The organism is Raoultella sp. T31, from assembly GCF_002806725.1.
In the GTDB taxonomy this organism is placed as follows: Bacteria; Pseudomonadota; Gammaproteobacteria; order Enterobacterales; family Enterobacteriaceae; genus Klebsiella; species Klebsiella electrica.
Window position 1 is genome coordinate 48,853 of record NZ_PIBO01000032.1, and the last position, 15,075, is coordinate 63,927.

12 protein-coding genes are annotated in these 15,075 nt (G+C 54.6%); 1 reads left to right on the forward strand and 11 read right to left on the reverse strand.

The window, feature by feature from the left end; translation table 11 throughout:
- Positions 1-133 precede the first annotated feature (133 nt).
- Positions 134-1,141, forward strand: coding sequence for a luciferase-like monooxygenase (locus CWM52_RS19075; protein WP_100685540.1), 1,008 nt, complete (start codon positions 134-136; stop codon positions 1,139-1,141).
- A gap of 185 nt (positions 1,142-1,326) precedes the next feature.
- Here CWM52_RS19075 and mtr read toward each other — a convergent pair whose 3' ends face one another.
- The 11 genes from mtr to rimP form a co-directional block, all read right to left on the reverse strand.
- Positions 1,327-2,571, reverse strand: coding sequence for a tryptophan permease (gene mtr / locus CWM52_RS19080; RefSeq protein ID WP_100685541.1), 1,245 nt, complete (start codon positions 2,569-2,571; stop codon positions 1,327-1,329).
- Positions 2,572-2,713: 142 nt separating this feature from the next.
- Positions 2,714-4,675, reverse strand: a complete 1,962-nt coding sequence (locus tag CWM52_RS19085; protein WP_100685542.1) for a DEAD/DEAH family ATP-dependent RNA helicase — start codon at positions 4,673-4,675, stop codon at positions 2,714-2,716.
- Positions 4,668-4,748 (reverse strand): protein YrbN, encoded by an 81-nt coding sequence (yrbN, locus tag CWM52_RS19090; RefSeq protein ID WP_099001532.1) that lies wholly within the window; start codon positions 4,746-4,748, stop codon positions 4,668-4,670. The genes CWM52_RS19085 and yrbN overlap by 8 nt, the downstream gene beginning before the upstream one ends.
- Positions 4,749-4,849: 101 nt before the next feature.
- A complete protein-coding gene (nlpI, locus tag CWM52_RS19095; RefSeq protein WP_100685543.1) occupies positions 4,850-5,734 on the reverse strand; it encodes a lipoprotein NlpI in 885 nt (294 codons plus the stop codon).
- A gap of 108 nt (positions 5,735-5,842) precedes the next feature.
- A complete protein-coding gene (gene pnp / locus CWM52_RS19100; protein ID WP_100685544.1) occupies positions 5,843-7,978 on the reverse strand; it encodes a polyribonucleotide nucleotidyltransferase in 2,136 nt (711 codons plus the stop codon).
- Between the two features lie 242 nt (positions 7,979-8,220).
- The gene (rpsO, locus tag CWM52_RS19105; protein WP_004868066.1) at positions 8,221-8,490 is read right to left on the reverse strand and encodes a 30S ribosomal protein S15; all 270 of its coding nucleotides are present in this window, start codon (positions 8,488-8,490) and stop codon (positions 8,221-8,223) included.
- 147 nt (positions 8,491-8,637) lie between these two features.
- Positions 8,638-9,582 (reverse strand): tRNA pseudouridine(55) synthase TruB, encoded by a 945-nt coding sequence (truB, locus tag CWM52_RS19110; protein ID WP_100685545.1) that lies wholly within the window; start codon positions 9,580-9,582, stop codon positions 8,638-8,640.
- Complete coding sequence (gene rbfA / locus CWM52_RS19115) at positions 9,582-9,983, reverse strand: 30S ribosome-binding factor RbfA (RefSeq protein WP_004106092.1); 402 nt, start codon at positions 9,981-9,983, stop codon at positions 9,582-9,584. The genes truB and rbfA overlap by 1 nt, the downstream gene beginning before the upstream one ends.
- Positions 9,984-10,137: 154 nt before the next feature.
- Entirely contained in the window at positions 10,138-12,822 is a 2,685-nt protein-coding gene (infB, locus tag CWM52_RS19120; protein ID WP_100685546.1) for a translation initiation factor IF-2, read from the reverse strand.
- A 24-nt stretch (positions 12,823-12,846) separates the two neighbouring features.
- Positions 12,847-14,334 (reverse strand): transcription termination factor NusA, encoded by a 1,488-nt coding sequence (gene nusA / locus CWM52_RS19125; protein ID WP_032690584.1) that lies wholly within the window; start codon positions 14,332-14,334, stop codon positions 12,847-12,849.
- Between the two features lie 27 nt (positions 14,335-14,361).
- Positions 14,362-14,814 (reverse strand): ribosome maturation factor RimP, encoded by a 453-nt coding sequence (gene rimP / locus CWM52_RS19130; RefSeq protein ID WP_004868075.1) that lies wholly within the window; start codon positions 14,812-14,814, stop codon positions 14,362-14,364.
- Positions 14,815-15,075: the final 261 nt, after the last annotated feature.

Below are 15,075 nucleotides of genomic sequence, written 5' to 3' on the forward strand. Positions count from 1 at the left end.
ACTTTGTTAACAGCATGCTTCGTCTTTTCATGCAGTATGAACGCTGCAGCTTTTCTGGCCGACGCTCGCTGAATGCGCCAGGCTGGAAGAAGACCTTCAATCTGATGACGATGCTGTAACAAAGTGAGCCTTTATGACTGACAAATCTATTCCGTTCTCGGTGCTCGATCTGGCACCGATCCCCGAGGGTTCTTGCGCCAAAACGGCCTTCTCACACTCTCTGGATCTCGCGCGTCTGGCTGAAAAACGCGGCTATCACCGCTATTGGCTGGCGGAGCACCACAACATGGTTGGCATCGCCAGCGCCGCAACCTCGGTGCTTATCGGTTATCTGGCGGCGAATACCACGACGCTGCACCTGGGATCCGGTGGCGTGATGTTACCCAACCATTCACCGCTGGTGATCGCCGAACAGTTCGGTACGCTCAATACCTTGTATCCCGGTCGTATTGACCTCGGGCTTGGCCGGGCACCGGGCAGCGACCAGCGCACGATGATGGCGCTCCGCCGCCATATGGGTGGGGATGTTGATAACTTCCCACGTGATGTCGCCGAACTGGTGGGCTGGTTTGATGCCCGCGACCCCAATCCGCACGTGCGCCCGGTTCCCGGCTACGGCGAGAAGATCCCGGTGTGGCTGTTAGGATCCAGTCTGTACAGCGCGCAGCTGGCGGCGCAGCTTGGGCTGCCTTTTGCCTTCGCCTCGCACTTCGCGCCGGATATGTTATTCCAGGCGCTGCATCTCTACCGCACCCAGTTCAAACCGTCCGAACGCTTAGCGAAACCGTACGCCATGGTATGTATTAATATCATCGCCGCCGATAGCAACCGTGATGCCGAATTCCTGTTCACCTCGATGCAACAGGCATTCGTGAAACTGCGTCGCGGCGAAACCGGTCAGCTGCCGCCGCCGGTGGAAAATATGCATCAACTGTGGTCCGCCTCTGAACAGTACGGAGTACAGCAGGCGCTCAGCATGTCGCTGGTGGGGGATAAAGCCAAAATCCGCCACGGGCTGGAATCCATTCTGCGGGAAACCCAGGCCGATGAGCTGATGGTCAACGGGCAGATCTTCGATCATCAGGCGCGTTTGCATTCGTTTGATTTAGCGATGCAGGTGAAAGAGGAGTTGCTGGGGTAGTTTTTGCCGGATGGCGGCGGCGTCTTATCCGACCTGCTCATTCCCTGTAGGCCCGGTCAGCCTCGCGCCACCGGGCATTCTCACTTCGAGTCGACAGGGTCACTTTTTGCCTGATGGCGGCGGCGTCTTATCCGGCCTGTTCATTCCTGTAGGCCCGGTCAGCCTCGCGCCACCGGGCATTCTGCTTACTGATAAACAGGCAACAGATTAAAGCTCGATAAAAAATGCACGATAATGTTGCCGACGCCAAACAGCAGAATCAGCACAATCATCGGCGTTCCGCCCCAGACACGAAACTGTGGACTACCGAAGCGTTTACGCGATGCGCGGGCTAACAGGGCCGGGACAATCGCCGCCCAGATGGTTGCGGCTAAACCGGCATAACCGATGGCATACAGGAAACCATTGGGCTGCAGCAGGCCGCCAATGATCGGTGGCACAAAGGTCAGGAGCGCGGTCTTAAAACGGCCGAGAGCCGAATCATCAAACCCAAACAGGTCCGCCAGATAGTCAAACAGGCCCAGAGTGACGCCAAGGAAAGAGCTGGCAACGGCGAAGTTCGAGAACACCACCAGCAGCAGGTCCAGACTACGGCTGTTGAGCACTCCGCTCAATGCCTGTACCAGCACATCAATGTTACCGCCCTTCTGCGCGATGCCGATAAACTCAGTGCGTGGAATGTTGCCCATCGTCACCAGTAACCAGACGACATACAGTCCAAGGGCCAGCAGCGTGCCGTACACCAGGCAGCGGATAATGGTCCGGGGATCTTTGCCGTAATACTTCATCAGGCTCGGTACGTTACCGTGATAGCCAAAGGAGGCCAGGCAAAACGGCAGCGTCATCAGCAGATATGGCGTGTAGGAAGCATTTTTTTCGGCAACATTAAATAACGTCGTCGGTTCAACATGTCCCAGCAGGCTGCCAAAGGTCAGGAAGAAGGTGATGACCTTTGCTCCCAGCACGATTGCCGTCATTCGGCTCACCGCTTTGGTGCTCAACCACACAATAAAAGCCACCAGCAGCGCAAAGCCAAAGCCCGCAGCCCGCGCCGGCACATTCAATGAAAGCTCAGAGAAGGTATGGTGCAGTATGGAGCCGCTGGCCGAGATATAGGCGTAGGTCAGGATATAGAGCACAAAAGCGATCGACAGACCGTTGACCAGATTCCAGCCTTTGCCGAGCAGGTCTTTGGTGATGGTGTCGAAGCTGGAACCAATGCGGTAGTTCAGGTTGGCTTCCAGAATCATCAGTCCGGAATGGAGCATGCAAAACCAGGTAAAGATCAGCGCTGCCAGCGACCAGAAGAACCACGCGCCGGACATGACCACCGGCAGCGAAAACATGCCTGCGCCAATGATGGTTCCGCCGATTATCACCACGCCGCCAAACAAGGACGGTCGGGTTGCCGTAGTGGTAAGTGTCGCCATTTGCCGAAATCTCCAGTCAATCATGCTTTTCGTTGTTAACGCGCAGCACTGTACCAGTACACGAGTACAAAGGAAATAAAAAAAGCCCCAATCATCACGATCGGGGCTGTATTATTTACTTTACGCTAGCGGAGTGCGTTAATTACGCATCGCCACCGAAACGACGACGGCCAGCGGAATCATCACGGCGCGGAGCCGCAGACGCATCATCACGACGCGGGGCACGAGCACTGTCACGACGTTCGCCGCTGAAACGACGACCATCACCACGGCCGCCTTCGCGACGCTCACCGAAGTTGCGGCCGCCTTCACGACGTTCGCCACCGAATGCACGACCGCCTTCACGACGTTCACCGCCGCCACGACGTTCGCCGCCACGGTCCGGACGCGGCTGAGCATCGCCCAGCAGTTGCATGTTCATCGGCTTGTTCAGGATGCGAGTACGCGTGAAGTGCTGCAGAACTTCGCCCGGCATGCCTTTCGGCAGTTCGATCGTGGAGTGGGTACCGAACAGCTTGATGTTACCGATGTAACGGCTGCTGATATCGCCTTCGTTAGCGATAGCGCCAACAATATGACGAACTTCAACGCCATCATCGCGGCCCACTTCAATGCGATACAGTTCCATATCGCCCACATCGCGACGTTCGCGCTTAGGACGGTCTTCGCCGCTACGCTCCGGACGGTCGCCACGCGGGCCACGGTCATTGCGGTCGCCACGACGTTCGAAACGATCGTCACGGTCGCGGAATTCACGCTTAGGACGCATCGGCGCATCCGGCGGCAGAATCAGCGGACGTTCGCCCTGAGCCATTTTCAGCAGTGCTGCGGCCAGAGTTTCGATATCCAGCTCTTCACCTTCAGCAGACGGCTGGATTTTCGCCAGCAGCGCGCGGTACTGATCCAGATCGCTGCTTTCCAGCTGCTGCTGAACTTTGGCAGCAAATTTTTCCAGGCGGCGTTTGCCCAGCAGTTCTGCGTTCGGCAGCTCTACTTCTGGAATCGTCATCTTCATGGTGCGTTCGATGTTACGCAGCAGGCGGCGTTCACGGTTCTCAACGAACAGCAGCGCGCGGCCAGCACGACCCGCACGACCGGTACGGCCGATACGGTGAACGTAAGACTCGGAGTCCATCGGGATATCATAGTTAACAACCAGGCTGATACGCTCAACGTCGAGGCCACGAGCCGCAACGTCGGTCGCAATCAGGATATCCAGACGACCATCTTTCAGACGCTCCAGAGTCTGCTCACGCAGCGCCTGGTTCATGTCGCCGTTCAGCGCGGCGCTGTTGTAGCCGCTACGCTCCAGCGCTTCAGCCACTTCCAGGGTCGCGTTTTTGGTACGAACGAAGATAATCGCCGCATCAAAATCTTCCGCTTCCAGGAAACGCACCAGCGCTTCATTTTTACGCATACCGTAAGCAGTCCAGTAGCTCTGGCTGATGTCCGGGCGAGTGGTGACGCTGGACTGGATGCGCACTTCCTGCGGCTCTTTCATAAAGCGGCGGGTAATGCGACGGATTGCTTCCGGCATGGTGGCAGAGAACAGAGCGGTCTGATGACCTTCCGGGATCTGCGCCATAATTGTTTCTACGTCTTCGATGAAGCCCATACGCAACATTTCGTCAGCTTCATCCAGTACCAGACCGCTCAGTTTAGAGAGATCAAGAGTACCGCGCTTCAGGTGGTCCAGCAGACGACCTGGGGTCCCCACAACGATTTGTGGTCCCTGGCGCAAAGCACGCAGTTGCACGTCATAACGCTGGCCGCCGTAAAGGGCTACCACGTTTACACCGCGCATATGTTTAGAGAAGTCCGTCATTGCTTCAGCGACCTGAACCGCCAGTTCGCGGGTCGGCGCCAGCACCAGAATTTGCGGTGCTTTCAGCTCAGGATCAAGGTTGTTCAGCAGCGGTAAAGAGAACGCTGCGGTTTTACCGCTACCCGTCTGGGCCATACCCAGAACGTCGCGGCCGCCCAGCAGATGCGGAATGCACTCAGCCTGGATCGGAGATGGTTTTTCGTAACCCAGATCGTTAAGCGCTTCAAGGATGGGAGCCTTCAGGCCCAGATCTGCAAAAGTGGTTTCGAATTCAGCCATGTAGTACGTGTGCCTCAAAATTAATGGCGGCCAGTCTACATAACTCAACGTGAAAATTTAGAGTAATTTTCATTGAAAAGTGTGAACCGGCTCAAAGTAGGTGTATTAACGAACAACAACGCCCTCACCCGTGAAGGTGATGGCAAACAAAAAATGGGCTGATGTGTTCGTCAGCTATTGCTGGTCCGATTCTGCCAGGTCATCTTGCTCCTGGCCCAGGAGCGATAATTCCAACAATGCGTATCGGTGCTCAACGTAGTTGTGAACGTTGTTTGCGACCGCCAGTTTGAACAGTGCCGTAGCGCTGTCCTTGTCCCCCAGACTTAGGTAGTACTTACCTAAATAGAAGTTGGTTTCACTGAGATGCTCAGCGAGCGAGGTGTTATCCGTTGCGTCTGCCTTCAAACGGTCCATCAACGTTTTTTCGTTGATGTCGCTAAGGTAGAACTCGACAATGTTCCATCCCCATTGTTCTTTATCCGATTTGTCGAAGCGCTGTTTCAGTGCTTCAAGCGCCCGCTTCTCGTCGAGTTTACGCTCAGCGAGGTAAAGCCACAGGCTACGGAAAGGATCATTGGGATCGTCTTGATAAAACGCCAGCAGATCATCTTGCGCTAACTTAGCGCGACCGCCGTAATACAGGGCGATGCCGCGATTCAAGTGCGCGTAGTTGTAAGTTGGATCAAGCTCAAGTACAGAATCAAACGCTTCATAGGCAGCATCAAAATTGCCTGCCTGCGTTAAATAAATGCCTAAGTAATTGAATACTTCGGGCATATCAGGTCGGATTGCCAACGCTTGTGAAAAATCATTTCGCGCTAATGCCCTCAGACCGAGACTATCATACAACACTCCGCGCTCATATAAAAGCTGTGCGCGTTCGTCATCGGTTAAAGCCCGACTGGCAAGAATTTGTTCCATGCGCGCCAGAATCACTTCTTGCTGCAAAGTCGGTTGCAATGGCACCGCGAGGACTGCGTCCTTACGCCAGGCAGAGTTGCTGCATCCTGCCAGCGTGAGAGCTGTCGCCACGAAACACCAGCGCAAAAAAGGCTTCATTTCCCACTCCCGAAGACAACGATTGGATGAACGTCCAGTTCCCCGGCTGCAAACAAGGCGTCCTGCCCGTAATACGCCCTCCGCCAACGCGGAGGGCAAACGGCAACCTTACTCGCCCTGCTCAGCAACCGGAACTTCCGGTGCAGCGGCAGGCTGAGTCTGTTCAGCTGCTTCTTTAATGCTCAGACGAACGCGGCCCTGACGGTCAACTTCCAGAACCTTAACCGGCACTTCCTGGCCCATCTGCAGGTAATCGGTCACTTTCTCTACGCGCTTATCGGCGATCTGAGAAATATGCACCAGACCTTCTTTGCCGCCGCCGATGGCAACAAATGCGCCAAAGTCAACGATACGGGTCACTTTACCCGTGTAAACACGGCCAACTTCGATCTCAGCAGTGATCTCTTCGATACGACGGATAGCATGCTGCGCTTTGTCGCCGTCGGTCGCTGCGATCTTCACGGTACCGTCATCTTCGATTTCGATGGTGGTGCCGGTCTCTTCGGTCAGCGCACGAATCACAGAACCGCCTTTACCGATCACGTCTTTGATCTTGTCCGGGCTGATCTTGATAGTGTGGATACGCGGTGCAAATTCGGAGATATCGCCGCGCGGCGCGTTAATCGCCTGCTCCATTACGCCCAGGATGTGCAGACGTGCACCTTTCGCCTGGTTCAGTGCAACCTGCATGATCTCTTTGGTGATGCCTTCAATTTTGATATCCATCTGCAGCGCAGAGATACCGTCGCGGGAACCCGCCACTTTGAAGTCCATATCACCCAGGTGGTCTTCGTCACCCAGAATGTCAGACAGTACGACGTAGTTGTCGCCTTCTTTCACCAGACCCATCGCGATACCCGCAACGGCGGCTTTCACCGGCACGCCAGCATCCATCAGCGCCAGAGAAGCACCGCACACGGAAGCCATGGAGGAAGAACCGTTAGATTCGGTGATTTCAGACACCACGCGAACGGTGTACGGGAATTCTTCCGTGGTCGGCATAACGGCCAGTACGCCGCGCTTAGCCAGACGACCGTGACCGATTTCACGACGCTTCGGTGAACCTACCATCCCGGTCTCGCCGACGGAGTACGGAGGGAAGTTGTAGTGGAACAGGAAGGAGTCAGTACGCTCGCCCATCAGTTCGTCGATGTTCTGCGCATCACGTGCGGTACCCAGCGTCGCAGTCACCAGAGCCTGAGTTTCGCCACGGGTGAACAGTGCGGAACCGTGAGTACGCGGCAGTACGCCGGTACGAACGTCCAGACCACGGATCATATCTTTTTCACGGCCATCGATACGCGGCTCGCCTGCCAGTACGCGGCTACGCACGGCATTTTTCTCGATAGCGTGCAGGATTTCACCCAGTTCGTTAGCGTCCAGGGTTTCATCTTCAGCAATCAGGGTCGCGATGGTTTCTGCTTTGATCACGTCAATCTGAGCGTAACGCTCTTGTTTATCAGTGATACGGTAAGCATCGCTCAGACGCGCTTCGGCCAGGGCAGCAACGCGCGCATTCAGCGCTTCGTTGACGGCTTCCGGCTGCCAGTCCCAGCGCGGTTTACCCGCTTCTTTAACCAGCTCGTTGATGTTCTGAATGACAATCTGCTGCTGCTCGTGGCCAAAGACCACCGCGCCCAGCATCTGGTCTTCGCTCAGCAGTTCAGCTTCAGATTCAACCATCAGCACGGCCGCTTCGGTACCGGCAACAACCAGGTCCAGCTTACTTTCTTTCAGCTCATCCTGAGTCGGGTTCAGAACGTACTGGTCGTTGATGTAACCCACGCGGGCAGAACCGATAGGACCGTTGAACGGAATACCGGACAGGGACAGCGCTGCGGAAGCACCAATCATCGCTACGATATCCGGGTTAACCTGCGGGTTAACGGAAACAACGGTAGCGATAACCTGCACTTCGTTAACAAAGCCTTCCGGGAACAGCGGGCGAACCGGACGGTCAATCAGACGCGCGATCAGGGTTTCGCCTTCACTTGGGCGGCCTTCGCGACGGAAGAAACCACCCGGGATTTTACCTGCTGCGTAAGTACGTTCTTGATAGTTAACAGTCAGCGGGAAGAAGTCCTGACCTGGTTTCGCTTTTTTCTGACCCACAACGGTAACGAATACCGCGGTGTCATCCATGCTAACCATGACAGCAGCAGTGGCCTGACGAGCCATCATGCCGGTTTCCAGTGTTACGGTATGTTGGCCGTACTGGAATTTACGAACGATCGGATTTAGCAAAATTCTATCCTTTATATCAATAGGTGACGCTATATCCACGACATAACGCCAGTTGACCCGATCTCCTGCATCCTCGCGACTAATGACAACCTTTACCCGCCCCTGCGGATCAAGCCTCTCATTAGCCGCGCGAACCTCTGCACGAAGATCATTAATAGCAACAATACATGAGTTTTTAGTGAATTGCTGCCGCCTGGTCGAAAAAAGGGGCCCTGAGGCCCCTTTTTCTGAAACTCGCAGAATTAGCGACGCAGACCCAGACGCTCGATCAGCGAAGAGTAACGTGCAACATCTTTACGTTTCAGGTAGTCGAGCAGTTTACGACGCTGGGAAACCATGCGCAGCAGACCACGACGGCTGTGGTGATCTTTTTTATGCTCGGAGAAGTGACCCTGCAGATGGTTAATCTGTGCAGTCAGCAGTGCAACCTGAACTTCGGTAGAACCGCTGTCGTTTTCGCCACGACCAAACTCAGAAACGATTTTTGCTTTAGCTTCAACGCTTAGAGACATTTTAAAACTCCAGATTTAAAAGAAAGAAAGGGTGCCGATCTCTAATTCAGCGACCCCTGATGCAACGCCCGAAAATGTTAAAACACTTTTGCGGACGTTAAGCGGCGATATTCTACCCGCAGCTGACTGTTATCGCAAGAACAGCCCTCAAGCCGGGTATTCGACAACCAGACGACGCGGCGCCACACGGCCTTCATCGTCAATCTCACCCATACCGAGAAACTTCCCGTCTTCACCTTCCGTCACCCGCACCAGGCCCTGTAGCGGGGCTCCCGTTGTACGGACCGGATTGCCATTCTTAAAGTAAATAGCCGATGTTTCGGGAATATTAACCAGCGGATAGTCCGACGCCGGGCTGTCCATAGGCATCAGCAGCGGATCGAGCAGCTGCGCGGCAGGAATATCCTGCGCCATCGCCTGTTCAACCAGCGCCTGCAGCTGCTCCAGCGTCACCATCCGCTCAACCGGATATTTGCTGACGGCCAGACGGCGTAGATAAATAACGTGTGCGCCACAGCCCAGTTTCTCACCCAGATCGTCAATAATCGTCCGAATATAGGTGCCTTTGGAGCAGTGAATTTCCAGCTCCAGCTCATCCCCTTCGTGGCGGATAAACAGCAGCTCATAGACGTTAATCGGCCGGGCTTCACGCGGGACGTCAATCCCCTGACGGGCATATTCGTAGAGCTTTTTCCCTTGGTATTTCAGCGCCGAATACATCGACGGTACCTGTTGGGTTTCGCCACGGAAACTGTCCAGCGCCGCCGCCAGCTGTTCGTCGCTGAAGGCCAGCGGACGTTCTTCCACCACCAGGCCGTCGGCGTCAGAGGTGTCGGTACGCTGTCCAAGCTTCGCAATCACACGATAGCGCTTATCGGAATCCAGCAGATACTGGGAAAACTTGGTGGCTTCGCCGAGACAAATCGGCAGCATGCCGGTTGCCAGCGGATCCAGCGCACCGGTATGCCCTGCGCGGTTCGCGTTATAGATACGTTTGACTTTCTGCAGTACATCGTTGCTGGACGCGCCCTGAGGTTTATCCAGCAACAGCACGCCATGCACATCGCGACCGCGACGACGAGGACGACTCATCAGTCCTCCTTGCTGTCGTCCGGGTTCACACGACGCTCATCGTCATGCTTCACCACGCTGGTCACCAGGTTAGACATACGCATCCCTTCAACCAGTGAGTTGTCGTAGAAGAAGGTCAGTTCCGGCACGATACGCAACCGCATCGCTTTCCCCAGCAGGGAACGGATAAAGCCGGATGCTTCCTGCAATGCTTTGATGCCGGCTTTAACTGCGGCTTCGTCTTTGTCGTTCAGAAAGGTCACGAAGACTTTGGCATAAGCCAGATCGCGGGACATTTCAACGCCGGAAACGGTGGTCATCATACCCAGACGCGGGTCTTTAATTTCGCGTTGCAGGATGATAGCAATCTCTTTTTGCATCTCCTGAGCCACGCGCTGCGGGCGACCAAATTCTTTCGCCATAATAAATTCTCCAGATAAAGACAAAAAAGGGGCCATAAGCCCCTTTTTAGAATGATTGCCGGGTGGCGCTTTGAAGCCTGATGGCGCTACGCTTATCAGGCCTACAACCCGGACGTAGGCCCGGTAAACGCAGTGCCACCGGGCATAACGAAGATTACGCGATGGTACGCTGGATCTCGATGATTTCGAACACTTCGATCATATCGCCAACGCGAACGTCGTTGTAGTTCTTCACGCCGATACCACATTCCATGCCGTTACGGACTTCGTTAACGTCATCTTTGAAGCGGCGCAGGGACTCCAGCTCGCCTTCGTAGATAACCACGTTGTCACGCAGAACGCGGATTGGGTTATGACGTTTAATCGTCCCTTCGGTAACCATACAGCCCGCGATAGCGCCGAATTTCGGCGATTTAAAGACATCACGCACTTCAGCCAGACCAATGATCTGCTGTTTCAGTTCCGGAGACAGCATACCGCTCATCGCCGCTTTCACTTCGTCGATCAGGTTATAGATGACGGAGTAGTAGCGCAGATCCAGGCTTTCAGATTCAATCACTTTACGCGCAGAGGCATCGGCACGTACGTTGAAGCCCACCAGGATGGCGTTGGATGCCGCAGCCAGGGTCGCGTCGGTTTCGGTGATACCACCTACGCCAGAACCGATGATCTTCACTTTGACTTCGTCGGTAGACAGTTTCAGTAAAGAGTCGGAGATCGCTTCCACAGACCCCTGAACGTCCGCCTTCAGTACGACGTTCACTTCGTGAACTTCGCCTTCAGTCATGTTAGCGAACATGTTCTCGAGTTTAGATTTCTGCTGACGCGCCAGTTTAACTTCACGGAATTTGCCCTGACGATACAACGCAACTTCACGCGCTTTCTTCTCGTCACGAACGACGGTCACTTCATCACCCGCAGCCGGAACACCGGACAGACCGAGGATTTCCACCGGAATGGACGGACCCGCTTCCAGAACTTCCTGACCCAGTTCGTTACGCATCGCACGAACGCGACCGTATTCGAAGCCGCACAGTACGATGTCGCCCTTGTGCAGAGTCCCTTCGCGAACCAGAACGGTTGCCACCGGACCACGACCTTTATCCAGGAAGGATTCGATAACCGCGCCGCTGGCCATACCGTTACGTACCGCTTTCAGCTCCAGAACTTCAGCCTGCAGCAGGATAGCATTCAGCAGGTCATCAATACCGGTACCCGCTTTCGCAGAAACAGGGATGAACTGCGATTCGCCGCCCCACTCTTCCGGCATTACGCCGTACTGAGACAGTTCGTTTTTAACGCGATCCATGTCCGCTTCAGGTTTGTCGATCTTGTTGACCGCAACCACTACCGGCACCTGAGCCGCTTTTGCGTGCTGGATAGCTTCGATAGTCTGTGGCATCACGCCATCGTCGGCAGCGACAACCAGAACAACGATATCCGTTGCCTGCGCACCACGAGCACGCATTGAGGTAAACGCGGCGTGGCCCGGGGTATCCAGGAAGGTGATCATCCCGTTTTCAGTTTCAACGTGATAGGCACCGATGTGCTGGGTAATACCACCCGCTTCGCCGGATGCCACTTTGGTTGAACGAATGTAGTCCAGCAGAGACGTTTTACCGTGGTCAACGTGACCCATGATGGTCACAACCGGTGCACGGGCTTCTGCCGCAGCGCCGGTATCACGGTCGCTCATTACCGCTTCTTCCAGTTCGTTCTCACGACGCAGGATAACTTTGTGGCCCATCTCTTCGGCAACCAGCTGTGCGGTTTCCTGGTCGATGACCTGGTTGATGGTCGCCATCGCGCCCAGCTTCATCATCGCTTTGATGACCTGAGAGCCTTTGACCGCCATCTTGTTAGCCAGCTCGCCAACGGTGATGGTTTCACCGATGATAACGTCACGGTTTACAGCCTGCACAGGCTTCTGGAAGCCCTGTTGCAGAGAAGAACCTTTACGCTTGCCGCCTTTGCCGCCACGAACGGCTGCACGGGCTTCTTCACGATCGGCTTTTGATTCGGCGTGCTTGTTGCCTTTCTTCGGACGCGCAGCTTTGCTGTTGCGACCGCGGCCACGACCGCCTTCAACTTCACGATCGTTATCATCTTCAGCCTGACGAGCGTGCTGAGACGTCGTCACGTGATAATCGCTGGTTTCTTCTGGAGCGTCTGGCGTTTCGGTCCAGTTCTTTTCGTTTTCTGCAGCCATACGGCGTGCTTCGTCCGCTACGCGGCGCGCTTCTTCTTCAAGCTTGCGACGTGCTTCTTCTTCCGCTTTACGTTTCAGCTCTGCTGCTTCGTTTTCACGGCGGATCTTTTCAGCCTGGGCGCTTTTTGTCATGTCGTCGGTTTGTTGATTGCTCACTTTGTCTTTTTCCGCAGCTTCACGTTTCGCTTTCTCAGCGACTTCACGTTTAGCTTGTTCTGCGGCCTCACGTTCAGCTTTTAATTGCGCCTCTCGCTTGGCAGCTTCTTCTGCCTCGCGGTGGGCCTGCTCTTCCGCTTCACGCTGCGCCTGCTCTTCCGCGGCAAGGCGTTCTGCCTCTTGCGGGTCGCGTTTCACAAAGGTGCGCTTCTTGCGGACTTCGATTTGTACCGATTTACTTTTACCACCGGTACCTGGAATATTTAACGTGCTGCGCGTTTTGCGCTGCAGCGTCAGCTTGTCGGGCGCCGAACCGTGTTCGCGGTTCAGGTGCGTCAACAAGGTTTGCTTCTCTTGCGCCGTCACAGAATCATCAGCCGATTTGCGAATCCCTGCATCAGCAAATTGCTGTATCAGGCGATCCACAGAGGTCTGAATCTCTGAGGCCAGCGCTTTAATGGTCACATCTGTCATGCTGTTCCTTCCTGCTACAGTTTATTACGCTTCGTCGCCGAACCAACAAATATTACGGGCGGCCATGATGAGCTCTCCGGCTTTTTCGTCGGTCAACCCTTCGATATCAGCCAGATCATCAATGCCCTGCTCGGCGAGATCTTCCAGCGTACAAACACCACGGGCAGCCAGTTTGAAAGCCATCAAACGTTCTAAACCTTCCAGATTTAATAAATCATCGGCAGGTTTAGTATCTCCCAGGCTTTCTTCCTGAGCCAGCGCCAGCGTGGTCAGCGCGTTTTTCGCACGCTCGCGAAGTGCTTCAACGGTGGCTTCATCCAGACCGTCGATTTCCAGCAGTTCTTTCACCGGCACATAGGCCAGTTCTTCCAGCGTCGCGAAGCCTTCTTCAACCAACAGCGTGGCGAAATCTTCATCAATATCAAGATATTTGGTGAAGGTATCGATAGCCGCGTGGGCTTCGGCCTGATGCTTCGCCTGCAGGTCGTCAACGGTCATTACGTTGAGTTCCCAGCCGCTCAGCTGTGAGGCCAGACGGACGTTTTGACCGTTACGGCCAATCGCCTGCGCCAGATTGCCCGCTTCAACCGCGATATCCATGGTGTGTTTATCTTCATCCACCACGATAGATGCGACGTCAGCCGGTGCCATCGCGTTAATCACGAATTGAGCCGGGTTATCATCCCACAGGACGATATCGATACGCTCACCGCCCAGTTCGGTCGAAACCGCCTGAACGCGTGCGCCACGCATACCTACGCAAGCGCCAACCGGGTCGATACGCTTATCGTTGGTTTTCACCGCAATCTTGGCACGGGAGCCCGGATCGCGAGCGGCAGCTTTGATTTCGAGAACTTCTTCGCCGATTTCCGGTACTTCAATACGGAACAGTTCAACCAGCATTTCCGGCTTAGAACGGGTCACGAACAGCTGAGCGCCGCGCGCTTCCGGACGAACCGCATACAGGACACCGCGAATACGGTCACCCGGACGGAAGTTCTCACGCGGCAACATATCTTCACGCAGGATCACGGCTTCAGCATTGCTGCCCAAATCGAGAGTGATGTTATCGCGGTTTACTTTCTTCACCACGCCGGTGATGATTTCACCTTCGTGCTCGCGGAACTGATCGACAACCATGGCGCGTTCAGCTTCACGCACTTTCTGTACGATAACCTGTTTCGCGGTCTGCGTAGTGATACGGTCGAAGGTGACAGATTCAATCTGGTCCTCAACGTAGTCACCGGGATTCATGCTTTCGTCTTCGTAGCGCGCCGCTTCCAGCGTAATTTCGCGCGTCGGCTGGGTCACTTCTTCAACGACCAGCCAGCGACGGAAAGTGTCGAAATCACCGCTTTTACGGTCAATCTCTACGCGAACGTCGATCTCTTGTTCATATTTTTTCTTGGTAGCCGTTGCCAGAGCACTTTCCAGCGCTTCGAAAATCTTTTCGCGCGGCAGCGCCTTTTCGTTGGAAACGGCTTCAACAACAGCCAAAATTTCTTTGTTCATCGGGGCCTTTCACCTCAATCCAGACTGTTAAAAGTGGGGAACCAGGTTCGCCTTCTGGATGTTACTCAGCGCGAACACTTCATCTTTGCCTTCGACGGTTACCGTGATCATTTCACCGTCTACCGCTTTGATAATGCCCTGCCATTTGCGACGGTTCTGTACCGCCATACGCAATACCAGCGCGACTTCCTCACCGGAAAAACGCTCATAGTGTTCGGCGGTAAACATCGGGCGATCGAGACCAGGTGAAGACACTTCCAGGTTGTAAGCTACGGTGATGGGATCTTCGACATCCATGACAGCGCTGACCTGGTGGCTCACATCAGCACAATCATCAACATTGATGCCATCATCACTATCAATATAGATGCGCAGTGTGGATGTGCGACCGCGAATGAATTCGATGCCGACCAGCTCAAAGCCAAGCGCCTCAACCGGCGCCGTGAGCATCTCTGTTAATTTTTGCTCTAATGTGGACAAACCCACCCCCAAGACATAAAAAAAGGGCGTATAGCCCAGTTATTCTGAAGTCAGATAACAAAAAACCCCGATAAATCGGGGTTTTAGATAACTGAACCCTGCGATCGCAACTGCGATCTGGAACACCTTCCAGGAGAATTCTTTCAAATTCGGATACGAAGGACCAGGTCCTCACAGTATATTTGAAAAAGTACTCAATGGGAAAGTGGTTGCGGGGGCCGGATTTGAACCGACGACCTTCGGGTTATGAGCCCGACGAGC

Bases quoted from the DNA above. Each gene is read 5' to 3' on its own strand.
- CWM52_RS19075 (WP_100685540.1), top strand. From the start codon at position 134: ATGACTGACAAATCTATTCCGTTCTCGGTGCTCGATCTGGCACCGATC.
- mtr (WP_100685541.1), bottom strand. From the start codon at position 2,571: ATGGCGACACTTACCACTACGGCAACCCGACCGTCCTTGTTTGGCGGC.
- CWM52_RS19085 (WP_100685542.1), bottom strand. From the start codon at position 4,675: ATGGCTGAATTCGAAACCACTTTTGCAGATCTGGGCCTGAAGGCTCCC.
- yrbN (WP_099001532.1), bottom strand. From the start codon at position 4,748: ATGAAAATTACTCTAAATTTTCACGTTGAGTTATGTAGACTGGCCGCC.
- nlpI (WP_100685543.1), bottom strand. From the start codon at position 5,734: ATGAAGCCTTTTTTGCGCTGGTGTTTCGTGGCGACAGCTCTCACGCTG.
- rpsO (WP_004868066.1), bottom strand. From the start codon at position 8,490: ATGTCTCTAAGCGTTGAAGCTAAAGCAAAAATCGTTTCTGAGTTTGGT.
- truB (WP_100685545.1), bottom strand. From the start codon at position 9,582: ATGAGTCGTCCTCGTCGTCGCGGTCGCGATGTGCATGGCGTGCTGTTG.
- rbfA (WP_004106092.1), bottom strand. From the start codon at position 9,983: ATGGCGAAAGAATTTGGTCGCCCGCAGCGCGTGGCTCAGGAGATGCAA.
- infB (WP_100685546.1), bottom strand. From the start codon at position 12,822: ATGACAGATGTGACCATTAAAGCGCTGGCCTCAGAGATTCAGACCTCT.
- nusA (WP_032690584.1), bottom strand. From the start codon at position 14,334: ATGAACAAAGAAATTTTGGCTGTTGTTGAAGCCGTTTCCAACGAAAAG.